Genomic DNA, 23,878 nt, shown 5'->3' with positions numbered 1-23,878 from the left:
CTAGAGGCCGAGCTCGACCTCGAACTCGCCGGCCTCCAGGATCGCCTTCACGGCCGAGAGGTACCGGGCCGCGTCCGCGCCGTCCACCAGGCGGTGGTCGTAGGACAGGGTCAGGTACGTCATGTCGCGGATGCCGATGTTCGTGCCCTCGGCGGTCTCGATGACCACCGGGCGCTTGACCGTGGCACCGATGCCCAGGATGGCGACCTGGTTCGGCGGCACGATGACGGTGTCGAACAGCGCACCGCGCGAGCCGGTGTTGCTGATGGTGAAGGTCGCGCCCGACAGCTCGTCCGGCGTGATCTTGTTGCCGCGGACCTTGGCGGCCAGCGAGGCGGTCGCCTTGGAGATGCCCGCCAGGTTGAGGTCACCGGCACCCTTGATGACCGGGGTCATCAGGCCCTTCTCGGAGTCCACGGCGATGCCGATGTTCTCCGAGTCGAAGTAGGTGATCGTGCCCTCGTCCTCGTTGATCCGGGCGTTGACGACCGCGTGGGCCTTCAGCGCCTGGGCAGCGGCCTTGACGAAGAACGGCATCGGCGAGAGCTTGACGCCCTCACGGGCCAGGAACGAGTCCTTGGCCTGGCCGCGCAGCTTCATGATCTTGGTGATGTCCACCTCGACCACGGAGCTGAGCTGCGCCTGCGAGTGCAGCGCCTTCATCATGTTGTCGCCGATGACCTTGCGCATGCGGGTCATCTTGACCGTCTGACCGCGCAGCTCCGAGACGGCGGCCGGGGCGGCGGCCTTCGGGGCGGCGGCGGCATGGCCCGCGGCAGTCACAGGAGCGGCGGCGGCGGCCTTGGCGGCCTCGGCGGCGGCCAGGACGTCCTGCTTGCGGATGCGGCCACCGACACCGGTGCCCGTCACCGCGGACAGGTTGACGCCGGACTCCGAGGCGAGCTTGCGCACCAGCGGGGTCACGTACGCGCCCTCGTCACCGGCGGAGACCGGCGCGGCGGGGGCGGGGGTGACCGGCGCCGGGGCGGCGACCGGGGCGGGAGCCGCGACCGGAGCCTGAGCCGCGACCGGGGCGGCCACGGGGGCCGGAGCGGCCGGGGCGACGGGAGCCGGAGCCTGGACGGCCGGAGCCGCCACGGGAGCCGGAGCGGCGACCGGGGCCTCGGCCACGGCCGGAGCCGGAGCGGCGGCGGCCGGGGCGGCCGCGGGAGCCGCGCCCGCCACGCCGATGACGGCCAGGCGAGCGCCGACCTCGGCGTTCTCGTCCTCGGCGACCAGGATCTCCAGCAGGGTGCCCGCGACGGGCGCCGGGATCTCGGTGTCGACCTTGTCGGTGGAGACCTCCAGCAGCGGCTCGTCGGCCTCGACCGACTCGCCGACCTGCTTCAGCCAACGGGTGACGGTGCCCTCGGTGACGGACTCGCCCAGGGCGGGGAGCACGACGTCGGTGCCGGACGCCGCGGGAGCGGCGGCGGGGGCGGGGGTCTCGGCCACGGGGGCCGGAGCCGCCGGGGCCTCGGCGACCGGAGCCGGCGCGGGGGCCTCGGCGGCGGCCGGCTCGGCGGCGGGGGCCGCGGCCGGAGCCGGGGCGCCGCTGCCGTCGTCGATGACGGCCAGCTCGGCGCCGACCTCGACGGTCTCGTCCTCGGCCACCTTGATGGAGGCCAGGATGCCGGAGACGGGGGAGGGGATCTCGGTGTCGACCTTGTCGGTCGAGACCTCGAGCAACGGCTCGTCGGCCTCGACGCGCTCGCCCTCGGCCTTCAGCCAGCGGGTGACGGTGCCCTCGGTGACGCTCTCACCGAGCGCCGGAAGGGTTACGGAAACCGACATGGTTTCAGTTGCTCCTAACGAAAGTGCGGAAGTGGTCGTCGCGCCCGTGACTGTGGATTAGTCGTGGGAGTGAAGCGGCTTGCCGGCCAGGGCCAGGTGGGCCTCGCCGAGCGCTTCATTCTGGGTCGGGTGCGCGTGGATGAGCTGCGCGACCTCGGCCGGCAGAGCCTCCCAGTTGTAAATCAGCTGGGCCTCGCCGACCTGCTCGCCCATCCGGTCGCCGACCATGTGGACGCCGACCACGGCACCGTCCTTGACCTGGACGAGCTTGATCTCGCCCGCGGTCTTCAGGATCTTGCTCTTGCCGTTGCCCGCCAGGTTGTACTTGAGGGCGACGACCTTGTCCGCGCCGTAGATCTCCTTGGCCTTGGCCTCGGTGATGCCGACGGACGCGACCTCGGGGTGGCAGTACGTGACGCGCGGAACGCCGTCGTAGTCGATCGGGACGGTCTTGAGACCGGCCAGACGCTCCGCCACCAGGATGCCCTCGGCGAAGCCGACGTGCGCGAGCTGGAGGGTCGGGACGAGGTCACCGACGGCCGAGATGGTCGGCACGTTGGTCTGCATGTACTCGTCGACCAGGACGTAGCCGCGGTCCATCGCGACGCCCTGCTCCTCGTAGCCCAGACCCTGCGAGACCGGGCCGCGGCCGATGGCGACCAGCAGCACCTCGGCGTCGAAGGTCTTGCCGTCGGCCAGCGTGACGCGCACGCCGGTCTCGGTGTACTCGGCCTTCTGGAAGAAGGTGCCGAGGTTGAACTTGATGCCGCGCTTGCGGAACGCGCGCTCCAGGATCTTCGAGCTGTTCTCGTCCTCGACCGGGACGAGGTGCTTGAGGCCCTCGACGACGGTGACGTCGGTGCCGAAGGACTTCCACGCCGAGGCGAACTCGACGCCGATGACGCCGCCGCCCAGGATGATCGCGGACTCGGGCACGCGGTCCAGGACCAGCGCGTGGTCCGAGGAGATGATGCGGTTGCCGTCGATCTCCAGGCCCGGCAGCGACTTCGGCACGGAGCCGGTCGCCAGCAGGACGTGGCGGCCCTGGACGCGCTGGCCGTTCACGTCGACGGAAGTCGGGGAGGAGAGGCGGCCCTCTCCCTCGATGTAGGTCACCTTGCGCGAGGCGACCAGGCCCTGCAGACCCTTGTACAGGCCCGAGATGACCTCGTCCTTGTACTTGTGGACACCGGCGATGTCGATGCCCTCGAAGGTGGCCTTGACACCGAACTGGCCCGCTTCGCGAGCCTGGTCAGCGACCTCGCCCGCGTGCAGCAGAGCCTTCGTGGGGATACATCCGTTGTGCAGGCAGGTGCCACCGAGCTTGTTCTTCTCGATCAGGGCAACGTCGAGACCCAGCTGGGAGGCCCGCAGCGCCGCGGCGTAACCGCCACTGCCACCGCCGAGGATCACTAGGTCGAAAACGGTGCTGGCGTCGTTCGCCACGTCACGTCCTCCATGCATGTGCGCCGGGCGCCGGTCCTCTGGGACCGGGCGGCGGCTGGTAATCGGCCGCTTTTCTTCGGCCCTGTGGTGGGGGCCCTGTCCTGCCGAGAACCCATCTTCGCATTTGTCGGGGGAACACGGGACGCCGGGCCCGGGGTGGGACGGGGCGTTCCGCCCGAACCGACGGTTACCGAGGCGTAGAAACCTACGGAGCGCAGCGGATTTTCGTCGAGAGTGAACAGGGCGGAAGTGAACGCCGGGCGAAGAGCGCCCCCGGGACCTCGATCAGGTCCCGGGGGCGCGTCCTCACTCTCCGTTCACCAGGGGTGAGCGGTGCGTCAGCCCAGGTCGCCCGTGGCCGTGCGCTCGGCCAGCCGCACCAGGGTGCGCACGGCGGAGCCGGTGCCGCCCTTGGGGGTGTAGCCGTAGGGGGCGCCCTCGTGGAAGGCGGGACCCGCGATGTCCAGGTGCGCCCAGGTGATGCCCTCGCCCACGAACTCCTGGAGGAAGAGGCCGGCCACCAGGCCGCCGCCCATGCGCTCGCCCATGTTGGCGATGTCGGCGGTGGGGGAGTCCATGCCCTTGCGCAGGTCGGCGGGGAGCGGCATCGGCCAGGAGGCCTCGCCGACCTCCTCGGCGATCTCGTGGATCGAGGTGCGGAAGGCGTCGTCGTTGGCCATGATGCCGAAGGTCCGGTTGCCCAGGGCCAGCACCATCGCGCCGGTCAGGGTCGCGACGTCGACGATCGCGTCCGGGTTGTCCTCGGACGCCTTGGTCAGCGCGTCACCCAGGACCAGGCGGCCCTCGGCGTCGGTGTTGAGGACCTCGACGGTCTTGCCGCTGTACATGCGCAGCACGTCACCGGGGCGGGTGGCGGAGCCGGAGGGCATGTTCTCGGCGAGCGCGAGCCAACCGGTGACGTTGACCTGGAGGCCCAGCTTGGCGGCCGCGACGACGGCGGCGAACACGGCGGCGGCGCCGGACATGTCGCACTTCATCGTCTCGTTGTGGCCGGCCGGCTTCAGCGAGATGCCGCCCGAGTCGTAGGTGATGCCCTTGCCGACGAAGGCCAGGGTCTTCTCCGCCTTGGCGTGGGTGTAGGAGAGCTTCACCAGGCGCGGCGGGTTCTCGGAGCCCTTGCCGACGCCCATGATGCCGCCGTAGCCGCCCTTGAGGAGCGCCTTCTCGTCCAGCACCTGGACCTTGATGCCGTTCTCCTTCGCGGTCGCGGAGGCGACCGCGGCGAAGGCCTCGGGGGTGAGGTCGTTCGGCGGGGTGTTGATCAGGTCACGGGCGATGTTGACCTCGGCGGCCACGACCACGGCGCGCTCGGCCGCGGCCTTGTGCTCCTTGTCGCGGGGCTTGGCGCCGAGCAGCGCCACCTCGGCGAGGGGCTGCTTCGGGCCGGAGTTCTTCGCGCCCTTCTTCTCGCCGCCCTGGTAGGCGGTGAAGGCGTACGCGCCCAGCAGCGCGCCCTCGGCGACCGCGGTCACGGCGGAGGCGTCGTCCAGGGGCAGCGCGAAGGCGGCCTTCTTGGTGCCGTGCAGCGCGCGTGCGGCGGCGCCGGAAGCGCGACGCAGCGCTTCCTCGTCGTAGGACTCGTCCGTGTCCGGGACCGAGCCGAGCCCGACCGCCAGCACGACCGGGACCTTCAGGCCGGCCGGGGCGGGCAGCTTGGTGATCTCGCCTTCGGCGCCGGAGGCACCGAGGGCTTCGAGCACGGTGCCCAGCTTTCCGTCGAACGCCTTGTCCACGGCCTCGGCGCCGGCGGCGACTACGGGGCCCTTGGGGCCCTTCGCCACGCCGACCACGAGGGCGTCGGCGCGCAGCGTCGCCGCGCCGGCAGTGCTGAGAGTCAGAGCAGTCACGGTGGTGAAGTCTCGCTTCCGTCTATGAGGTGTGGGGCTGCGGTCGGGTCGGGGTCGCCGGCCTTTCCGGCAGCGATCGTATTCCGGCTCGGCGGCCGCCAGAAATGAGCCTACGCGTACGCACTCTTCCGTACGTCACTCGAAGGTTTGGCAAGTTGTTCGATCAAGACGCGGGACGGTTCACCCATCTGTGGCCTGTGTTACAGGTTTGCCGATTAGACCTGACGAGGTCCGAGAGACTCGAGCCACTCTCGCAAGGGGACGCGGGGTCCCTTTGCATGATTTCCACAGAGCCTCCTCGATCCGGCCGTCCGCCATGGCCGTGGTCGCGGGGAGCCTGCGGGGGGAAAGGCCGAAATGGTCAACAAGAACCGGATGAACAGGGTCGCCGCCGCCATGGCCGCGACGGCTCTGATGTCCGTCGCGGTACCCGCCGCGACCGCCCAGGCGGTCACGGCGCCACGGATCGACCTGAAGGTGCTGGTCGTCGACGACGGCGGCAGCTCCGTCCAGGCGATCACCGCGGAACTCACCAGCACCGGGGTTCCGTTCACCCGCATCGACCTGGGCAGCAGCAGCCGCCCGGTGATCAACGCGGCGTACCTCGCCGACACGGTCGACGGCCGCCCGCGCGCCAAGTTCCAGGGGGTGGTGCTGCCGAACGAGAACCCGTTCGGAGCGGGCTCGGCCGAAATGACCGCGCTCAGCGCCTACGAGACGACGTACGGCATCCGTCAGGTGGACGCCTACACCTGGGCGCACCCGGAGGTCGGTCTGGAGTACACCGACAACGGCGGTTACGGCGGGACGCTCGACGGCACCCAGGCGGCCGTCACGACGGCGGGCAAGGCCGGTCCCTTCGGGTACCTGGGGGGCCAGGTCGCCTTCGAGGACAACTCGCCGCTGATCCCCGAGAGCTACGGCTTCATGGCCAAGCCGCGGGCCGGCTACACCAGCTACCTCGACGCCCCGGTCGGCTCCGGGCGGGCCTCGCTCGTCGGCGAGTACGCCCACGACGGGCGCAAGGAACTGGTGGTCACCTTCGGGTACAACCAGTACCAGCAGCAGTTCCGGCTGCTGGCCCGGGGCATCGTCGAGTGGCTCACCCAGGGCGTCCACCTCGGCCAGAGCCGGAGCTACTTCGCCGTCCACGTCGACGACGTGCTGGCGCCGGACGCGCGCTGGAGCAAGGACCTCAACTGCACGCCGGGCGACTACGCCTGCGCGGGCGGCGCGGGCCAGGAGAGCGACATCCGGATGACCGCCGCCGACGCGCAGTACCTCGCGCAGTGGCAGACGAGCAAGAACTTCAAGCTCGACATGGTCTTCAACGCCGGCGCGGGCGAGGAGTGGAAGAGCGAGCACGCGGGCGCCGACCCGCTCGCCACCCAGCTGATCGCGGACAAGGCGAAGTACCGCTGGGTGAACCACACCTACACGCACCTGTTCCTCGGGTGCCTGCAGAACGTCGACACCAACCCCTGGACCTGCAAGACCAACGCCCAGGGCGCGATCCAGTGGACCACCCGGGCCGACATCTCCAAGCAGATCAGCGACAACAACAACTGGGCCGCGTCCAAGGGCATCACCACCGACCGCTCCGAGCTGGTCACCGGTGAGCACTCGGGCCTCAAGGTGGCGCCCCAGCAGCCCGTGGACAACCCCAACCTGGCCGGGGCGCTCGCCGACAACGGCGTGAAGTGGACCGCGAGCGACAACTCCCGCGAGCCGGAGATGCGGGCCGTCGGCGCCGCCCAGACCGTCCCCCGGTACCCGATGAACGTGTACTACAACACGGGCACCAACGCGGAGATGGCCGACGAGTACAACTGGATCTACACCAGCCGCGCCGACGGCGGCAGCGGCCTGTGCGAGGACAACCCGGCGACCTCGACCTGCCTGCCGGCCCCCCTCGACGCCACCAGCGGCTTCCTGAACTACATCGTCCCCCAGGAGGCCCGGACCGCCCTGCGGCACGTGCTCTCCAACGACCCCCGGCCGCACTACGTCCACCAGGCCAACCTCGCCGAGGACCGCACCCTCTACCCGGTGCTCAACCAGGTCCTCGACACCTACCGGACCCTGTACGCGCCCAGCACCCCGATCGTGAACCAGAGCCAGAAGGACTCCGGCGTCGAGCTGAGCCGTCGGACCGCCTGGGCCAAGGCGATCGCCGCGGGCCAGGTCACCGCCTACCGCATCGGCACCGACGTGACGGTCAAGGCGCCCAGCGGGGTCGTCGCGCCGGTCACCGTCCCCGAGGGCACGAAGAAGCAGCTGCTGCTCGGCACCTCCGTCTTCGGCACCGCCTACGCGGGCAACCGGTCCGACTGGACCGCGCCGGAGGCCCTCCAGTCCGCGGTGACGCTCAAGCTGCCCAGCTGAACCGTTCCGGCCGACCGAACCGGCCCGCCCGGCCGACCTGCCACGGCTGAACGGCGCCCGCACGACACGCAGCACGCGACCGCACGCGACACGCACGCAGCACGTGACAGACACGCAGCACACGACACGCACGCCGCACCACAGCGCCGGCGCTCCGCGAACCCACGGGCGCCGGCCCCTTTTCCGTCCTGGGGGGACACACCGCATGAGCCATGGGCGTCACGTCACCATGCTCACCGAAGGCACCTATCCACACGTCCACGGGGGCGTCAGCACCTGGTGCGACCAGCTCGTCCGGGGGATGCCGGAGGTGGACTTCAACGTCATAGCCCTCACCGGCTCCGGTCGCGAGCCGGTCACCTGGGAACTACCGCGCAACGTCTACCGGCACACCGCCGTGCCGCTCTGGGGCCAGGCCCCCGGCCGCGGCCGCCGCTGGGCCCCGCGCGGCAAGACCCACCGCCGCTTCATCGAGACCTGGGAACAGTTCCTGCTCTCCCTGCTCGACCCCGGCACCGGCCCCGGCACCGGCCCCGGCAACGCCGCCTTCTCCACCGCCCTGCGCGAACTCGCCGTGCACGCCCGGGCCGGCCGGCTCACCACGGCCCTGCGCTCCGAATCCGTCCTGCGCACGCTCATGGCCGTGTGGACCCGCCCGGAGCTGCCCACCGCGGGCGCCGCCCCCACCATCCACGACGCGCTCACCGCGACCGACCTGCTGGAACACGCGCTGCGCCCGCTCGCCGTCCGGATCCCGCCCGACAGCGTCGCGCACGCCGTCAGCAGCGGCCTCGCCACCCTCCCGGCACTCGCCGCCAAACGCCTGGACGGGGTCCCGTTCCTGCTCACCGAGCACGGCATCTACCTGCGCGAGCGCTACCTCGGCTACCGCACCGCCGCCCAGCGCTGGCCCGTCAAGGCCCTGCTGCTCGCCTTCTACCGCGAGCTCAACGGCGAGGGGTACCGCCAGGCCGACCTGATCACCCCGTGCAACCAGTACAACCGGCGCTGGGAGGAGCGCGGCGGGGCGCCCTCCGAGAAGATCCGCACCGTCTACAACGGCGTCGACCCGCACGCCTTCCCCGACGCCGGACCCGAACCCGCGGTCCCCACCCTCAGCTGGTGCGGGCGCATCGACCCGATCAAGGACCTCGAAACCCTCGTCCGTGCCTACGCCTTCATGCGCGAGGAGCTCCCCGCCCTGCGGCTGCGGCTCTTCGGGCCGGTCCCCGCGGGCTGCGAGGACTACCGGCTGAGCCTGGAGAAGCTCGCGGTCGAACTCGGGGTCACCGACGGGATCTCCTACGAGGGCCGCATCGACGACGTCGCCCGGGCGTACGCGGCGGGCAGCATCGTGATGCTCTCCAGCATCAGCGAGGGCTTCCCCTTCAGCATCATCGAGGCCATGTCCTGCGGGCGCACCACCGTCTCCACCGACGTCGGCGGGGTCCGCGAGGCCGTCGGCGACACCGGCCTCGTCGTACCGCCCCGCGAACCGGAGCTGATGGCCAAGGCCACCCTCGCGCTGCTGCGCGACGACGCCCGCCGCGCCGAGTTGGGCCGCAGGTCGCGCAAGCGGGTCGTGGAGAAGTTCACCCTCCACCGGTCCGTGGACGGCTTCCGGCACATCTACCGGGAGCTGGCCGGCCAGCCCGTGCTGCCCGTCCGCTCCGGCGACGACTGGACCCAGCGGCTCGCCGACCCCTGGTACCGCGAACTGGCGGCCGACGGGAGCCTGTGGTGAGCGGCTCCCTCTGGCTCAAGACCCCCGGCGGCGACACCCTGCCCGCCATCCCCCGCCCCCGGCGCGCCGGGGCGGGGGCGCCCGCCGGTGACCCGATGGAGGAACTCGCCGAGCGCCTCGCCCCCTTCATCGCGGCCGCCGTGCACCCCGACGAGATCGCCGCCGTCCTCGAATCCGACGGCATGACCGACGAGCACATCCGGCTCGCCTACGGCCGCCACGACTCCTTCGGCCTCGCCGAGGAGCTGTACGCCCGGGTGCCCCGGTCCTTCCCCGAACCCGCCGATACCCCGGACCCCTGGAAGGTCTCCCTCACCGCCTGCCTGCTGCGCGGGCTGATCTTCGCCCTGCCCGGGCTCGCCTACGTCCTGGGCGCGCCCCTGCTGGAGGGGCCGCCCGACCGGCTCGGGCTGCCCGCCGGGACGCTGACCCTGCTCGCCGGGGCCCTGATCGGCTGGGTCTGGGACCAGACCCTGTCCCACCGCGCCTACTCCTGGCTGGGCCTGGGCGACCGGGCCGCCGCCGGGCGGACCCTGCTCGTCGGCGCCCCGGCGGGCGCCCTGCTGGGCAGCGCGGCCGCCCTGGCGGTGCCCGGCGGCCCCGCCTTCTCCTACGCCTTCGCCGCCGGGCAGGCCGTCTACGTCGGGGCCGCGACGGTCCTGCTCGTGCTCGGCCGGGAACGGCTGCTGCTGTGCGCGCTGGCGCCGATGGCGGCGGGCGCGGTGATGTCGCTCGTCGTGGGGTTGGCGACCCCGCTGCGGGTGGCCCTGCTGCTGCTCTCGCTGCTCGGGGCCTGCACCCTGGCGCTGCGGGAGCTCCCCCTGGTCGAGGGGGTGCGGTCGGCGGCCCGCCGGGTCCGCGACCGGCTCCGGCGGGGACCCGGCGAGGGGAGCGTCCGCTGGCGGATGCTGCGGGGCGCCGAGGAGGAGTTCGCGCCGCGCGGCCCCCGGCTCGGGGATTCGGTGCCCTTCGGGGTCTTCGGCCTGGGCACCGGCCTGCTCGTGCTCTACGCCGCCCTCGGCGAGGTGCTCGCGGGCGGTCCCGCCGAGGCGGTCGCGGCCCCCTCGGCGGTGGCCCTCACGCTCAGCATGGGCCCCGCCGAATGGCTGCTCCACCGCTTCCGCAGCGGCTCCCTCGCGGGGCTGCGGGCCGCCCGTTCGCCCCGGGCGTTCTGGGGGCGGATGGTGGGGACCCTGGCCGAGTGCCTGGCCTCGTACCTGACGGTGCTCCTCGCCCTGGGCATCGCCGGAACCCTGCTGTGGACCGGGTCGCCCGGGCTCACCGGGATCCGGGTGGCGACCTTGCTGCTGCTCGGCACCGTGATGTGGACCGGGCTGCTGCTCCAGTCCTTCGGCGCGGTGCGGGCCGCCGCCGGGGTGTGCGCGAGCGCGGCCGGGGCGCAGAGCCTGGCCCTGCTGACCGGCTTCGGCCAGCCCCGGCTGGTCCAGCTGGTGGTCGCGGGGGCGGCGGCAGCGGCGCTGGCCGGGCTGGTCTGCGTACTCCTCGGCCGTGCCACGGCGCACCGCTGACCCGACCAGAGGGAAGTGAAGGAAGACATGTTGCTGGTGCCCCTGTACGAGCACCCCGCCGACCGGCCCGAGGCCTGGGAGGCCCTGATCCGCTCCGCGGGCCGGCTGCACTCGGTGGTGCTCAACCCCGACAGCGGCCCGGGCGCCGCTCCCGACGAGCGGTTCGCCGCGGTCGCGGAGCGGCTGCGCGCGGCGGGCGTGCCCGTCCTGGGCTACGCCGACACCGACTACGGACGGCGCCCGCACGCGGCCGTCGTCCAGGACCTGTTGCGCCACCGCGAGTGGTACGGCACGGACGGGGCCTTCCTCGACCAGGCCTCCGCCGAGGGGGACCAGCTGGCCCACTACCGGCGGCTCGCCGTCGCCTCCCGGGCCGCCGGCGCCCGTACGCTCGTACTCAACCACGGCGTGCACCCGCACCCCGGGTACGCCGAACTCGCCGACCTGCTCGTCACCTTCGAGGGCCCGTGGGACGCCTACCGGGACGCGGCGGCGGTCCCGCCGTGGACCGCCGACCATCCCGCCCAGCGGTTCTGCCACCTCGTGTACGCGGTCCCGCCGGGCGCCCCCGCGGCCGAACTGGCCGCGCAGCGCGGGGCGGCGGTGCACTGCGCGGTCCCGGGCACCGGGGCACACCCCTGGGGGACCCTGCCGTACGCACTGGAGGCCGCGGGATGAGGAGAGCGCTCGCCGCGGGAGCAGGGGGCCGGCGGCTGCTCTGGCTGCTGCCGCTGCTACTGCTCGCGGCCTGCACGGCGGGACCGGACGACGACGACGGCGGGGACGGCGGGGACGGCCCCGGCCCGGGCCCGGCGCCCAGCCGGGCGCCGGGGGAGCGCTGGCAGCCGAAGCCGGGCCTGGCCTGGCAGTGGCAGCTCACCGGGAAGCTGGACACCTCGGTGGACGCGCCGGTCTACGACGTGGACGGGTTCACCACCACCAAGGAGCAGGTCGGGGGCCTGAAGAAGGACGGCCGGGAGGTGATCTGCTACCTGTCGACCGGCGCGTGGGAGGACTTCCGGCCGGACGCGCGGGACTTCCCCGAGGACATGCTCGGCAAGGGCAACGGCTGGGAGGGGGAGCGCTGGCTGGACGTGCGGCGGCTGACCGAGCTGGAACCGCTGATCGCCAAGCGCTTCGACATGTGCCGGGACAAGGGCTTCGACGCGGTGGAACCGGACAACATGGACGGCTACCGCAACGCGTCCGGCTTCCCGCTGACCGCCGAGGACCAGCTGCGCTACAACCGGCTCATCGCGAAGCTGGCGCACGACCGGGGGCTCGCGGTCGGCCTCAAGAACGACCTGGACCAGATCCCGCAGCTGGTGGGCGACTTCGACTTCGCGGTCAACGAGCAGTGCGCGCAGTACGAGGAGTGCGAGCGGCTGCGCCCCTTCGTGGCGGCGGGCAAGGCGGTCTTCCACGTGGAGTACGAGCTGCCGCTCGGCCGGTTCTGCGCGCGCTCCAAGGAGCTGGGGATCAGCTCGCTGCAGAAGAAGTACGACCTGGACGCCTGGCGCAAGACCTGCTGAGCGGTCGGGGGCCCCTCACACCGGCAGGATGACGTGCACCCGGTAGCCGCCCCCGTAGCGGGGACCGGCGAAGCAGGAGCCGCCCAGCGCGCCCGCCCGCTCGCGCATGCCGAGCAGCCCGTGGCCGCCGCCCGGGTCCACGGGCTGTGGCGAGGGGTCCGCGCCGCTGCCGCCGTCGTCGAGCACGGTGACCTCGGCCGAGGCCCCGACCCGGACCACGCTGACCTCGGCGCGGGCGCCCGGACCGGCGTGCTTGCGCACGTTCGTCAGCGCCTCCTGGATCACCCGGTACGCCACCAGGTCCACGGCGGCGGGCAGCGCGGGCTCGGGGTCCGGACCCAGCTGGACGATCACGTCCACCGGCAGCCCGGCGTGGCGGAAGGTGTCCACCAGCGCGTCCAGCACGGCGAGTCCCGGCGCGGGCTCCGTGGGGGCCTCCGGGTCGCCGGACTGGCGCAGCAGGCCGACGGTGGCCCGCAGCTCGTTCAGTGCGGAGCGGCTGGCCTCGCGGACGTGCGCGAGGGCCTCCTTGGCCTGGTCCGGCCGCTTGTCCATGACGTGCGCGGCCACCCCCGCCTGCACGTTGACGAGCGCGATGTGGTGCGCCACCACGTCGTGCAGGTCACGGGCGATCCGCAGCCGCTCCTCGGCCACCCGGCGCCGGGCCTCCTCCTCGCGGGTGCGCTCGGCGCGCTCGGCCCGCTCGCGGATCGCGTCGATGAAGGCGCGCCGGCTGCGGACGGCGTCCCCGGCCGCCGCGGCCATCCCGGTCCAGGCGAACACCCCGAGGTTCTCCTGCGCGTACCAGGGCAGCGGCCCGACGAGCATCGCCACGCCCGTCAGCGCGGTCATCGTGAGCAGGCCGACGCGCCAGGTCGTGGGCCGGTCGGTGCGGGAGGCCAGCGTGTACAGGGCGATCACCGCGCCCATCGCGACGGGCGCCCGCGGCTCCCCGGTGACCAGCTCGGCCAGGGTGAGCGCACTGGTCGCGGCCAGGACGGCGCGCGGGTGGCGGCGGCGCAGCACCAGGGCCGCCGCCGCCAGGATCATCAGGACCAGTGACAGCAGGTGGGGGACGCGGGTGCCGAAGGTGGGCTGTCCGTGCGGTCCGTGCGGATCGGCGAAGGATCCGAGGAGCATCGTCGCGAACGCCCCGAGGGCGACCAGGGCATCGGTGGCGAGCGGGTGCGCGCGCATCCACTGCCGGGTGCCGGCCACGGACGGCCCGAAGGGTGTGGTCACGGGGCCCTACGGTACGGCCTGCGGCCCGCCCGAAGAGGAACGGGCGGGCGGTGCCCCGGGCGGCGGGGGCCTACGGCCCGGAGGGACGTTTCGCCGGCCCCGGCCCCACTTCGCGCGGACCGCGCACACCACCATCACGGCGGTGATGGCCGCCAGGTGTTCCTTGCCCGCCAGGTTGTTCTTCACGATCACCTCGATGATCATGACGGCGATCACCAGCCCCCCGGTGACGTACGCCCGGTAGCGCCAGCACACGAACACCGCGAGCCCCACCACCGCCGCCGACGGCCCGGTGTCGTTCACCACCCGGTCCGTCAGCGGCAGCCCGAAGGGGTGCTCGGGGCTCAGCGACAGCCCGATCCGCGCGTACGTCGTACCGGCCAGCGTGGCCACGTACCCGATCAGCAGCGTCCGCCACCAGCCGATGCAGATCTCCGCGATCCCGAACACCAGCAGCATCTGGAGCAGCGCGCCCCACACCGGCAGGTCGAGAGCCGGTACGAACAGGGACAGCGGGGTCCGGATCAGGGCCAGCCACAACGGGTCGGCGGCCTTCACCGACCCGAGGTTCTGCACCGCCTGGAAGCCCCACGACTGGTTCTGCACGATCTGGAAGATCGAGGTCAGGGCGACCGCGCCGAGCGACATCGGGACCGCCCGCCACCCCTTGGCGACGAGCGTGTCCCGGACGGTCCAGTACAGGGGCCCCCACTCGCGGCGGGCGAACCGCCTCAGGGAGGCGGTGGTCGGCAGGGTCAACGGCGGGTCTCCAGGTGTCTGCGGTGCAGCCACTTCGGCAGTCCGGGAGCCTCCAGGAAGCCCTCGGCGCGGCCCGCGGCGATACCGATCCGCAGCAGGTCCGAACTCTTCTCGAAGAGCATGAACCGCGGTTCCCAGATCGGCCGGTATTTGGCGTTGGCCCGGTAGAGGGACTCGATCTGCCACCACCGCGAGAAGAAGCTGAGCAGCGAGCGCCACATCCGCAGCACCGGCCCCGCGCCGAGCTTGGAGCCGCGCTCGAAGACGGAACGGAACATCGCGAAGTTCAGCGAGACCTGGGTGACCCCGATCTCCTTGGCACGCTCCAGGAGTTCGATGACCATGAACTCCATCAGACCGTTCTCGGAATCCCGGTCACGGCGCATCAGGTCGAGCGAGAGGCCCTTGGGCCCCCACGGCACGAACGACAGCACGGCCCGCAGGTCGCCCTTGCCGTCGGTGCACTCCAGCATCACGCACTGGCCGTCCTCCGGATCACCCAGCCGGCCCAGCGCCATCGAGAAGCCGCGCTCGGTCGCACCGTCGCGCCAGTCGTCGGCCCGCTGGAGCAGGAAGTCCATCTCGTCGGCCGGAATGTCCGCGTGCCGCCGGATCCGGACCTCGTACCCGGCCCGCTTGACCCGGTTGTAGGCCTGCCGGACGGTCCGCATCGCGCGGCCCTCCAACGTGAACTCGTCCGTCTCCACGATCGCCTCGTCGCCCAGCTCCAGGGCGTCCAGACCGTGCCGGGCGTAGATCGTGCCCGCTTCCTCGCTCGCACCCATCACCGCGGGCACCCAGCCGTGCTCCCGGGCCTCGGCCAGCCACGGGTCGATCGCCCCGGGCCACGCCTCGGGGTCACCGATCGGGTCACCGGAGGCCAGCGAGACCCCGCCGACCACCCGGTAGGTGACCGCGGCCTTGCCGGTGGGGGACCAGATGACGCTCTTCTCCCGGCGCAGCGCGAAGTAGCCCAGCGAATCGCGGTCGCCCTGCTTGGCGAGCAGCGCGCGCAGCTGCTCCTCGTCGGCCTCGGTGAGCGGATCCACGGCCCGGCGGGAACGGAAGGCGGCGAACAGCACCGCCAGCAGCAGCACCGTCGACATCACGTTGATGAAGACGTCCACCCAGGCGGGCGTGGTGATCCCGCTCAGCGCCTGGTCGTCGGGGGCCAGGGTGACCAGCCGCATCGCGCCGTAGCGCCAGCGGGTCAAGAACGTCACCTCGGACTGGTCCGGAGCGTGGTTGGTCGCACCCACCAGCAGCGCCGCGACCAGCGAGGTCAGCAGCAGGCCCACGGCGCCGACCACGGTCGCCAGCTTCGGGTTCGAGCGGTCACCGCGCGCGTAGAACTCCTTGCGCCCCAGCAACAGCGCCCCGACGAAGGCGGCGGTCAGCGCCAGCGACACCCAGTTCTGGCCGTGTTGACGGAACTCGGGGTAGTACGAGGTGAAGGTCACCAGGGCGAAGGCGAGCAACAGCAGCCCGCTGAGCACCAGGTTGAGGATCCACGCGGCCCGCTTGCGGCGGCCCATCGTCACCGCGAGCAGCAGCGAGAACAGGCCGGACGCGAAACCGGCCGTGAGCAGGTACGGCGTGTAGAAGTCGGCGGTGTTGTGGTCGCGCAGGTCCTGCCCGAGCGAAAGCCACACCGCACTGAGGAAGTTGATGAAGGTGACGGCGCGCAGGTACCACACCGCGAACGCGGCACTGCGCCGCGAACGGGCGCTCCCCCTGCCGGACTCCCGGCCGCCCCCCGACTTTCCGGCGTCCGCGCCGGAGTCTTTCCTGCCGCTCGGATCGCCGCCGGGTCCTCGGTCGGTGTTCCGGACGGAATCTGCGCTGGTCAAACGGACCTCTCCCATGGAAAGCGATGATATGGGGCCCGCCTTCCCCTGGAGCGTCGGAAGACCCCGGCCCGGTCAGGGCGCTGAGGTTCCCCGACCCACTACTCCTGCGACGGCACGGCCTCTTCGACCGGTTCGGCCGGTTCGGCCGGTTCGTGGGGCCCTGCCGTCCGCTCCGGGAGGTCCGCCGCGAGCGCGGCGGCCGCCTGGACCAGGGGGAGGGCGAGCAACGCCCCGGTTCCTTCTCCCACGGAGACGCCGTGGTCGAGCACCGGGTTGAGTGCCATCCGGTCCAGCGCCTTCGCCTGTCCCGGCTCGCCGCTCGCCTGCCCCGCCAACCACCAGTCCGGGGCCCGGAAGGCGGCCCGCTGGGCCACCAGCCCGCAGGCCGCCGAGACGATCCCGTCGAGGATCACCGGCGTGCGCCGCACCGCGCACTGGAGCAGGAATCCGGTCATCGCGGCGACGTCCGCCCCGCCGACCGCCGCGAGCAGCGCCACCTGGTCGCCCAGGACCGGGCGGGCCCGGCGCAGCGCGTCACGGATCGCCGCGCACTTGCGCATCCAGGTCAGGTCGTCGATGGGCGCGCCACCGCGCCCGGTGACCACCGAGGCGTCCGTGCCGCACAGCGCGGCGACGAGGGTGGCGGCGACCGTGGTCCCGCCGACGCTGAGGTCGCCGAGGACCACGAGGTCCGTACCGGAGTCGGCCTCCTCGTCGGCGATGGAGATGCCGAGGCGGATGGCGTCCCGGGCCTCCTCGACCGTCAGCGCGTCCTCGGTGTCGATGCGACCGCTGCCCCGCCGGACCCGGTGCTTGACCACGTCCTCGGGCAGCAGCGCCGGATCGCAGTCCAGGCCCGCGTCCACCACCCGCAGCCCCGCGCCGAAGCGGGCGGCCAGGATCGACACCGGGCTGTTCCCGTCGAGCACGGACCGCACCAGCAGGTGGGTGGAGGAGGCGGGGCGCGCCGAGACGCCCCCGGCCGCGATCCCGTGGTCGGCGGCGAACAGCACGACGCGCGGCCGTGCGATCGGAGCGACCGGTACGCGGCCCTGCGCGGCCGCCAGCCACTCGGCGAGCTCGTCGAGCCGCCCGAGCGCGCCGGCGGGAACGGCCAGCCGTTCGCGGCGATCCTCGGCGTCACGCCGGACGCCCCCGTCGGGGCGCTCGATCAGATCGGAGAAGTCGTCGAGATTCAGCGTGGTCATTTGCCGAAGGGTACCCGTGCCCGCGCGCCGGTTCGTGCCCCGCCCGCCCGCGGGTCCGCGCCCCGCCCGGCGGCTCCGGCGGGCGGCCCGGAAGGCCCTGGCCGAGACCCGACGGGGCCTTGGCCGAGACCTGACGGGGCCTTGGCGCAGTACCGGTCGAGACCCGGCGGGGCGTCAGTCCTTGAGCGCCAGCGGCTGGCCCGACACCACCAGCAGGACGTGCTCGCACTCCGCCGCGACCGCCGCGTTCAACCGCCCCAGCTCGTCGCGGAACCGCCGCCCCGAGGAGGTCGCCGGGACGACCCCGGCGCCGACCTCGTTGCTGACCAGGACCACCCGGCGCCGGGTCGCGCGCACGGCCGCCACCAGCTCGGCCGTGCGCCGGCGCAGCTCCTTCTGTCCGCCGCCGGCCCACGTCCCGTCGTCCCAGGCGCCGGCCCGGTCCATCGCGTCCGTCAGCCACAGCGCCAGGCAGTCGATCAGCAGGGCCGGGCCCTGCGCGTCCTCGGCGTCGAGCAGCTCCACCAGCTCGCAGGTCTCCACGGTCCGCCAGCTGCCGGGCCGCCGCTCCCGGTGCAGCCCGACCCGCGCCGCCCACTCCGGGTCGCCCTCGCGGGTGCCGCTCGTGGCGACGTAGAGCACCTCGGGGAAGGCGGCCAACCGCCGCTCCGCCTCCAGCGACTTCCCCGACCGGGCCCCGCCCAACACCAGCGTGCGCCGGGGCAGGTCCGGCACCGCGTGGTAGGCGCCGACGGTCAGCGTGGTCCCGTCCGGCACCGCCCGCGCACCGGTCGCCGCGCACCGGCGGGCCAGCTCGCGGCCGGGCGGCACGTCGTGGTCGAGGTGGACGGCGATCACGTCGGTGGCCGGGCCGACCGCGCCGTTCGCCCGCAGCCGGGCCAGCGCCTCGGGCCGCCCCAGCACGTCCAGCAGGACCATGTCGTACGGCTGCTCCGGTGTCCCGTTGGTCCCGGCCGGCGCCCCGCCGGGCGGCAGGTACAGCAGCCGGTCCCCGTCGGGCCCGATCACCTCGTAGCCGGTGCCCGGCGCGTCCATCGCCACCGCCCGCACCCGGTGCCCGCTGATCACCGCCAGCCGCTGGCCGTCCGGCACCCGGCCGGCGGCGGGCAGCCCCGGCGGCAGCTCGACCGCGGGCCCGTCGTGCGGGTGGCTCAGCAGCACCTGACGGACGCCGCCCAGGGAATGTCCGGCCCGGGCGGCGGCCAGCACGGCCCCGGGAGTGAGATCGAGCAGGAGCGCACCGTCCACCAGTACGGCGGTCGCGGCCCGCACCCGGGTGCCCACGGAGACGGCGCAGGCCGCACAGGGACAGCCGGGGCGGGGCAGTCCTTCGGGTGTGCCGGTGCCCAGCAGAGTCAGTTCCACAGGGATGATCCTCCCGCGTCGGCGGGAGTGGTGCGCGCCCGGCTACTCTGCGGGCAGACTCACGGGGAGCACCCGGACGCGTACCGGACGGGTGCCGGACGAGCAACGGAGGCGGACATGGCGTGGACGTGGCGGTTCGAGACGGCCGAAGGCGGCGAGTCGACCCCGGCGGTGACGCCGGAGGAGTTCACCACGCAGGGCGACGCGGAGTCCTGGATCGGTGAGTACTGGAAGGAACTGCTCGAAGGCGGCACGGAGCGGGTGAAGCTGTCCGACGACGGCGGCACCGAGCTCTACACGATGAGCCTGCGCGAGGCCCTGAACGCCTGAAGCCGGCCGTCCGGTCCGGGGGAACGCCCCCGGACCCGGATCGGGCCCGGGGTCAGCCCCGGACCCCGCACAGGTGCAGCAGCGCCGCGACCCCGCGGTAGGGGTCGGTGCGGCCCGCCCGGTCCTCGGCGGCGAGCAACAGGTCCAGCTCGTCCTCGGGGGGCAGCACCTCGCCGGCCTCGCTGCCGTCGGTGAAGACCCGTACGCCGTACCAGGACTGCAGCGGCGCGCCGATCCCGGACAGGGTCCCGGTCAGCGCGGACAGCCGGTCGGCGCGCACGTCCAGGCCCAGCCGGTTGGTGTAGTCGACGGTGTCGAAGGCGGCCAGCGCGGCCTTCCAGTCACCGGTGAGCGCCGGGCGCATCGCGAGGGCGTCGCCGTTGCGCACCAGCAGGGACAGCAGTCCGCCGTGCGCCAGCATCCGGGCCAGCCCGGCGAGCATGCCGTCCGACTCCGGTACGTACATCAGCACGCCGTGGCAGAGCACCACGTCGAAGCTGCCGGGCAGGAAGTGCGCGCCGGTCTCCCGGCCGTCGCCCTCCATCAGCCGGACCCGGTCGCGGATCCCGGCCGGCTCGGCGGCCAGCGCCTCGCGGGCCACGGCCAGCATGCCGGGATCCTGCTCCAGACCCGTCACGATGTGTCCGGCCCGCGCCAGGCGCAGGGCCTGGGTGCCCTGGCCCATGCCGACGTCCAGGACGCGCAGGCGCTGCCCGACCGGGAAGCGCTGGGCGATCTGTTCGTCGACCTGACGGCCCACGAGTTCCTGACGGACCGCGTTGCGCAGACCCCCCAGTCCCTCCAGCCACAGCCGGGCACCGCCCGCGAAGCCGTCGCCCGCGGCCGCGGGCGACGCTCCGGTCAGGGCCGTTCCCCGCGCTTGACCTGCGGCTTCGGCAGGCGCAGCCGGCGCATCTGGAGCGTGCGCATCAGGCCGTAGGCGACGGCGCCGCGCTTGGGCTCGTCCGGGAAGCGGGTGTTCAGCGCCTTGCGCAGGCGGATGAACAGGCCGATCGAGTCGACGATGATCAGCGCGATCACGCCGAGCCACAGGAGCAGGGCGATGTTCTGGATCGATTCGACCCGGACCATGCTCAGCACCAGGATGATCACCGCGAGGGGCAGGAACATCTCGGCGACGGAGAAGCGGGAGTCGACGAAGTCGCGGGCGAACTTGCGCACCGGACCCTTGTCACGGGCGGGCAGGTAACGCTGGTCGCCGTTGGCGAGGGCCTCGCGCTGCTTGGTCATCGCCTCGCGGCGACGTTCACGGTTGCGCTTGGCATCCTCCTTGCGGTTGCCGGTCGAGGCCACGACGGCCTTGCGCTGCGACTGGGCCACAGCACGCTTCGGCGTCGGGCGGCCCTTGGGGGCCTGCGGATCACGGGTCTGCGAGAGGTCGGCGCTCACCTTGTCGGTGGCGGCGGCCTTCTCTTCCTTGGAGGAGCGGCTACCAAACACGAAACCAAGCCTACGTGGTTGCGGGCATGGCCCCCACCCCGGCGGGGAACGATCCCGCAACGGCGGGCGTCTTAACCGGTGGCGGGTCCGCCCGCCGCGCCCGCCTCCCGGGGGGCCACCTACTCCTTCAGCCTGACGGGGCGGAGCGGAGGTCGTCCTGGAGGAGGAGCGCATCCGTACTCGAACAGTGCGGTAATAGAGACAGGGCCCGTACTGTGGGTTCTGTAGGTCACCACGAGCCGAAGTCCTTCAGAAGGGGGCGCGCGAAGCCCATGAGCGGTGTCATGAAGCGTATGGGGATGATCTTCCGCGCGAAGGCGAACAAGGCCCTCGACAAGGCCGAGGACCCGCGCGAGACCCTCGACTACTCGTACCAGAAGCAGCTGGAGCTGCTCCAGAAGGTGCGCCGCGGGGTCGCCGACGTCGCGACCTCCCGCAAGCGCCTGGAACTCCAGCTCAACCAGCTCCAGGGACAGTCCGCCAAGCTGGAGGACCAGGGCCGCAAGGCCCTCGCCCTCGGCCGCGAGGACCTGGCCCGCGAGGCCCTCTCCCGCCGCGCCTCGCTCCAGCAGCAGGTCAGCGACCTCGAAGTGCAGCACCAGACCCTCCAGGGCGAAGAGGAGAAGCTGACCCTCGCGGCGCAGCGCCTCCAGGCCAAGGTGGACGCCTTCCGCACCAAGAAGGAGACCATCAAGGCCACCTACACCGCGGCCCAGGCACAGACCCGGATCGCGGAGTCCTTCTCCGGCATCTCGGAGGAGATGAGCGACGTCGGCCTCGCCATCCAGCGCGCCGAGGACAAGACCGCGCAGCTCCAGGCGCGCGCGGGCGCGATCGACGAGCTGCTCGCCTCCGGCGCCCTGGACGACCAGAGCGGCCTCGGCTCCAAGGACGACATCCAGCTCGAACTGGACCGCCTCTCCGGCGGCACCGACGTGGAGCTCGAGCTCGCCCGGATGAAGCAGGAACTGGCGGGCGGCCCGTCCGCCCAGCAGCAGGCCATCGAGGGCGGCGGCGCGGGCAACGCGCAGCAGCCGCACCCCCAGCACCGCTTCGACAAGCAGTAGAACGGGGCCCGTCATGATCGTCCGCATCATGGGGGAAGGTCAGGTCCGGCTCGGCGACGAGCACCTCGCGGAGCTCAACGCGCTGGACGACGAGCTGCTGGCGGAGATGGAGGACGGGGACGAGGAAGGCTTCCGGCGGACGCTGGGCGGCCTCCTCGACGCCGTGCGCCGGCTCGGCAGCCCGCTGCCGGACGCGGAGTTGGCGCCCTCCGAGCTGATCCTGCCGGCGCCGGACGCGAGTCTGGACGAGGTGCGCCAGATGCTCAATGACGACGGCCTGATCCCGGGCTGAGCGGTCCCGCCGCCCTGACCACCCCGACAGGACGCGGCGGCTCAGGGCTTGGTGTCCTTGGTCCCCTTCATCCGGGCCCGCACGGCCCGGGTGACCTTCCCCGGCCCGTGCTCGGGGTCCGGGGTGCCGCCGATGAAGTTCTCGAAGCGCCGGCGGGGCGCCGCCCAGCGCCGGTCGTGATGGAACGCCCGCAGCCCGGCCTTGGCCCGGGCCCGCGGGCGCTTCGTGTAGAAGCGACGCGCGTACGGCGAAGCCGGCCGGGCCAGGCGGACCGCGCCGACCAGCGCCACGAACGGGACCACCGTCCCCAGCAGCGCGGTGCGCGGCTTGCCCTTCCACAGGGCGACCAGGGCCAGGAAGAAGTTCGTGGCCGTGTTCATCACGACCAGCCCCCGGTTGTGCCGCTCGTCGACGGTCAGGTCGTTGACCCCGAAGGGCAGGAACCCGCCGAGCACCAGCGCCACCAGCGCCGCCGTCAGCACCACGATCTCCACGCTCTTGCGGCCCTGCTCGCTCCAGTACACGTCGTCCAGGTGCAGGACCAGCGCGAACTCGTCCAGCACCAGCCCGGCGCCCAGCCCGAAGAGCACCGCGGAGATCATCGCCCCCACACCGTGCCGGCCGCTGCCCACGGCACCGAAACCGCCGATGATCGTCAGCACCACGCCGGGCACCACGTGGTGGACGTGCACGCCGCCCGGGGTGATGTTCTTGAAGGGGCCCCGGCCGGCCCGGATCAGGCGGGTGATCGTGCGGGTGACCAGGAAGGACAGCACGAAGGAGAGCAGGGCGAGGAACAGCGGGAGCTTCCCCGGTTCCACGATGTTGCGGTACCACCAGTGACCCATGACACCAGCTCCCCATTTGGCATGTATTGGGTAATTTACCTTCCGTGCTGAGCGGGTACCGTTCCGGCGGTGAACGATCCGCTCCCCGATCCGCTCCCCGATCCGCTCCCGGAACCGTCCCCGGAGCCCCTGCCGGGCCCGCCGCTGAGCCCGCCCGACGAACGCGCCTCGCTCCGCGACGGCCTGCGCTTCGCCTTCGGGACGCTCACCGTGCTGCCCGCCCGCATCACCCGCTGGGACCGCCCGGCCGCCCGCACCGGCATGGCCTGCGCCCCGCTGGTCGGGCTGGTCGTCGGGCTCTGCGCGGCCGTGCCGGGCTGCCTGCTGCTCCTCCTCGGGGCGTCACCGCTGCTGGCCGCGGTCGTCACCGTGGCCGTGCCCGCCGCCCTCACCCGCGGGCTGCACCTCGACGGGTTGGCCGACACCGCGGACGGCCTGGGCAGCGCCAAGCCCGCCGACACCGCGCTGCGGATCATGAAGCAGTCCGACATCGGGCCCTTCGGCGTCATCTGCCTGGTCCTGGCCCTCCTGCTGCAGAGCGCCGCGCTCGCCCAGGCCTATGCCGACGGCTGGTTCCGCGGCGCCCTCGCCGCCGTGGTCGCCGCCGTCGCCGCCCGGACCGCCCTGACCCTGGCCTCGCGCGACGGGGTGCCCCCGGCTCGCCACGAGGGGCTGGGCGCGGCCGTCGCGGGCGTGGTGCCGGTCCGGTCGGCGGTCGCGGTCGCCGCGCTCGCCGTCGTCGGCGCGGCGGTCGCCGCCCTGCCGTCGGGGCTGCCCGCCGCCGCGCACCACGCCGTGGCCGTCCTGGCCGGGCTCGCCGCCGCGGAGCTCCTGCTGCGCCGGTGCGTCCGGCGCTTCGACGGCGTCACCGGCGACGTCTTCGGCGCCCTGGCCGAAGTCGCGGCAACGACGACACTGCTGACCCTCCCCCTGGGCTAACCCCAAACCCAGCCCCGCCGGCGTCTGAGGCGCGGGTCCGGGACCTTTCCAGTCAGGCCCGGCCAAAGTCAGCCTCGCCGGCGTTTGAGGCGCGGGTCCGGGCGGAGCCCCGGGCCCCTTCCGGTCGGGCCGGGCCAAAGCCAGCCTCGGCGGGGGGGGGGGGGGGGGGGGGGGGGGGGGGGGGAGGGAGGGGGAAAG

Annotated in this window: 20 protein-coding genes; 9 read left to right on the top strand and 11 right to left on the bottom strand. The window is 73.0% G+C overall.

Going from position 1 to position 23,878, the window contains the following annotated elements:
- The 3 genes from sucB to ACZ4UB_RS37385 all read right to left on the bottom strand — a co-directional run bounded on the left by sucB (position 1) and on the right by ACZ4UB_RS37385 (position 5,108).
- Positions 1-1,794, bottom strand: coding sequence for a 2-oxoglutarate dehydrogenase, E2 component, dihydrolipoamide succinyltransferase (gene sucB / locus ACZ4UB_RS37395; protein ID WP_468077419.1), 1,794 nt, complete (start codon positions 1,792-1,794; stop codon positions 1-3).
- Between the two features lie 57 nt (positions 1,795-1,851).
- Positions 1,852-3,240: a dihydrolipoyl dehydrogenase gene (gene lpdA / locus ACZ4UB_RS37390; RefSeq protein ID WP_330330062.1), complete on the bottom strand. Its 1,389-nt coding sequence runs from the start codon at positions 3,238-3,240 to the stop codon at positions 1,852-1,854.
- A gap of 338 nt (positions 3,241-3,578) precedes the next feature.
- Positions 3,579-5,108 carry a leucyl aminopeptidase gene (locus tag ACZ4UB_RS37385; RefSeq protein WP_354383722.1) on the bottom strand — a complete coding sequence of 510 codons (1,530 nt, stop codon included), beginning with the start codon at positions 5,106-5,108 and terminating at the stop codon, positions 3,579-3,581.
- Between the two features lie 357 nt (positions 5,109-5,465).
- Between ACZ4UB_RS37385 and ACZ4UB_RS37380 the strand changes: the two genes are divergently transcribed.
- From ACZ4UB_RS37380 to ACZ4UB_RS37360, 5 genes are all read left to right on the top strand, one after another.
- The gene (locus ACZ4UB_RS37380) at positions 5,466-7,493 is read left to right on the top strand and encodes a hypothetical protein (protein WP_468077417.1); all 2,028 of its coding nucleotides are present in this window, start codon (positions 5,466-5,468) and stop codon (positions 7,491-7,493) included.
- Positions 7,494-7,698: 205 nt separating this feature from the next.
- Positions 7,699-9,237: a GT4 family glycosyltransferase PelF gene (gene pelF / locus ACZ4UB_RS37375; RefSeq protein ID WP_468077415.1), complete on the top strand. Its 1,539-nt coding sequence runs from the start codon at positions 7,699-7,701 to the stop codon at positions 9,235-9,237.
- Positions 9,234-10,766 (top strand): hypothetical protein, encoded by a 1,533-nt coding sequence (locus ACZ4UB_RS37370; RefSeq protein ID WP_468077413.1) that lies wholly within the window; start codon positions 9,234-9,236, stop codon positions 10,764-10,766. The genes pelF and ACZ4UB_RS37370 overlap by 4 nt, the downstream gene beginning before the upstream one ends.
- A 27-nt stretch (positions 10,767-10,793) precedes the next feature.
- Positions 10,794-11,444: a spherulation-specific family 4 protein gene (locus ACZ4UB_RS37365; protein ID WP_404015281.1), complete on the top strand. Its 651-nt coding sequence runs from the start codon at positions 10,794-10,796 to the stop codon at positions 11,442-11,444.
- Entirely contained in the window at positions 11,441-12,298 is an 858-nt protein-coding gene (locus ACZ4UB_RS37360; RefSeq protein WP_468077410.1) for an endo alpha-1,4 polygalactosaminidase, read from the top strand. Before ACZ4UB_RS37365 ends, ACZ4UB_RS37360 begins: the two co-directional genes overlap by 4 nt.
- A 15-nt stretch (positions 12,299-12,313) precedes the next feature.
- Here ACZ4UB_RS37360 and ACZ4UB_RS37355 read toward each other — a convergent pair whose 3' ends face one another.
- The 5 genes from ACZ4UB_RS37355 to cobU form a co-directional block, all read right to left on the bottom strand.
- Complete coding sequence (locus ACZ4UB_RS37355) at positions 12,314-13,495, bottom strand: sensor histidine kinase (protein ID WP_468077444.1); 1,182 nt, start codon at positions 13,493-13,495, stop codon at positions 12,314-12,316.
- Between the two features lie 51 nt (positions 13,496-13,546).
- The gene (locus tag ACZ4UB_RS37350; RefSeq protein ID WP_354383716.1) at positions 13,547-14,299 is read right to left on the bottom strand and encodes a hypothetical protein; all 753 of its coding nucleotides are present in this window, start codon (positions 14,297-14,299) and stop codon (positions 13,547-13,549) included.
- Positions 14,296-15,996 carry a phosphatidylglycerol lysyltransferase domain-containing protein gene (locus ACZ4UB_RS37345; RefSeq protein WP_468077442.1) on the bottom strand — a complete coding sequence of 567 codons (1,701 nt, stop codon included), beginning with the start codon at positions 15,994-15,996 and terminating at the stop codon, positions 14,296-14,298. Before ACZ4UB_RS37345 ends, ACZ4UB_RS37350 begins: the two co-directional genes overlap by 4 nt.
- Before the next feature lie 251 nt (positions 15,997-16,247).
- Complete coding sequence (cobT, locus tag ACZ4UB_RS37340) at positions 16,248-17,357, bottom strand: nicotinate-nucleotide--dimethylbenzimidazole phosphoribosyltransferase (protein ID WP_468077408.1); 1,110 nt, start codon at positions 17,355-17,357, stop codon at positions 16,248-16,250.
- A 174-nt stretch (positions 17,358-17,531) separates the two neighbouring features.
- Complete coding sequence (gene cobU, locus ACZ4UB_RS37335) at positions 17,532-18,743, bottom strand: bifunctional adenosylcobinamide kinase/adenosylcobinamide-phosphate guanylyltransferase (RefSeq protein WP_468077406.1); 1,212 nt, start codon at positions 18,741-18,743, stop codon at positions 17,532-17,534.
- A 117-nt stretch (positions 18,744-18,860) separates the two neighbouring features.
- Here cobU and ACZ4UB_RS37330 point away from each other — a divergent pair, with 117 nt between their 5' ends.
- Positions 18,861-19,073, top strand: coding sequence for a hypothetical protein (locus tag ACZ4UB_RS37330; RefSeq protein WP_354383712.1), 213 nt, complete (start codon positions 18,861-18,863; stop codon positions 19,071-19,073).
- Between the two features lie 52 nt (positions 19,074-19,125).
- Here ACZ4UB_RS37330 and ACZ4UB_RS37325 read toward each other — a convergent pair whose 3' ends face one another.
- Positions 19,126-19,869, bottom strand: a complete 744-nt coding sequence (locus tag ACZ4UB_RS37325; RefSeq protein ID WP_468077440.1) for a class I SAM-dependent methyltransferase — start codon at positions 19,867-19,869, stop codon at positions 19,126-19,128.
- 65 nt (positions 19,870-19,934) lie between these two features.
- Complete coding sequence (locus tag ACZ4UB_RS37320) at positions 19,935-20,534, bottom strand: DUF3043 domain-containing protein (RefSeq protein WP_468077404.1); 600 nt, start codon at positions 20,532-20,534, stop codon at positions 19,935-19,937.
- A 272-nt stretch (positions 20,535-20,806) separates the two neighbouring features.
- Here ACZ4UB_RS37320 and ACZ4UB_RS37315 point away from each other — a divergent pair, with 272 nt between their 5' ends.
- Positions 20,807-21,601: a PspA/IM30 family protein gene (locus ACZ4UB_RS37315; protein WP_354383709.1), complete on the top strand. Its 795-nt coding sequence runs from the start codon at positions 20,807-20,809 to the stop codon at positions 21,599-21,601.
- Positions 21,602-21,614: 13 nt separating this feature from the next.
- Entirely contained in the window at positions 21,615-21,893 is a 279-nt protein-coding gene (gene pspAA, locus ACZ4UB_RS37310; protein WP_354383708.1) for a PspA-associated protein PspAA, read from the top strand.
- A gap of 41 nt (positions 21,894-21,934) precedes the next feature.
- Here the strand turns inward: pspAA and ACZ4UB_RS37305 are convergent, their stop codons facing one another.
- Complete coding sequence (locus ACZ4UB_RS37305; RefSeq protein WP_468077402.1) at positions 21,935-22,741, bottom strand: hypothetical protein; 807 nt, start codon at positions 22,739-22,741, stop codon at positions 21,935-21,937.
- 129 nt (positions 22,742-22,870) lie between these two features.
- Here ACZ4UB_RS37305 and ACZ4UB_RS37300 point away from each other — a divergent pair, with 129 nt between their 5' ends.
- Positions 22,871-23,680, top strand: coding sequence for an adenosylcobinamide-GDP ribazoletransferase (locus tag ACZ4UB_RS37300; protein ID WP_468077437.1), 810 nt, complete (start codon positions 22,871-22,873; stop codon positions 23,678-23,680).
- Positions 23,681-23,878 lie beyond the last annotated feature (198 nt).

The sequence above is a fragment of the Streptomyces sp. NPDC028419 genome (assembly GCF_055565515.1).
The sequence above is the reverse complement of the archived record's forward strand: the minus strand, read 5'-3'. Positions and strand labels throughout refer to the sequence as shown.

Bases quoted from the DNA above. Each gene is read 5' to 3' on its own strand.
- sucB (WP_468077419.1), bottom strand. From the start codon at position 1,794: ATGTCGGTTTCCGTAACCCTTCCGGCGCTCGGTGAGAGCGTCACCGAG.
- ACZ4UB_RS37380 (WP_468077417.1), top strand. From the start codon at position 5,466: ATGGTCAACAAGAACCGGATGAACAGGGTCGCCGCCGCCATGGCCGCG.
- pelF (WP_468077415.1), top strand. From the start codon at position 7,699: ATGAGCCATGGGCGTCACGTCACCATGCTCACCGAAGGCACCTATCCA.
- ACZ4UB_RS37365 (WP_404015281.1), top strand. From the start codon at position 10,794: ATGTTGCTGGTGCCCCTGTACGAGCACCCCGCCGACCGGCCCGAGGCC.
- ACZ4UB_RS37360 (WP_468077410.1), top strand. From the start codon at position 11,441: ATGAGGAGAGCGCTCGCCGCGGGAGCAGGGGGCCGGCGGCTGCTCTGG.
- ACZ4UB_RS37355 (WP_468077444.1), bottom strand. From the start codon at position 13,495: ATGCGCGCGCACCCGCTCGCCACCGATGCCCTGGTCGCCCTCGGGGCG.
- cobT (WP_468077408.1), bottom strand. From the start codon at position 17,357: ATGACCACGCTGAATCTCGACGACTTCTCCGATCTGATCGAGCGCCCC.
- ACZ4UB_RS37330 (WP_354383712.1), top strand. From the start codon at position 18,861: ATGGCGTGGACGTGGCGGTTCGAGACGGCCGAAGGCGGCGAGTCGACC.
- ACZ4UB_RS37315 (WP_354383709.1), top strand. From the start codon at position 20,807: ATGAGCGGTGTCATGAAGCGTATGGGGATGATCTTCCGCGCGAAGGCG.
- pspAA (WP_354383708.1), top strand. From the start codon at position 21,615: ATGATCGTCCGCATCATGGGGGAAGGTCAGGTCCGGCTCGGCGACGAG.
- ACZ4UB_RS37305 (WP_468077402.1), bottom strand. From the start codon at position 22,741: ATGGGTCACTGGTGGTACCGCAACATCGTGGAACCGGGGAAGCTCCCG.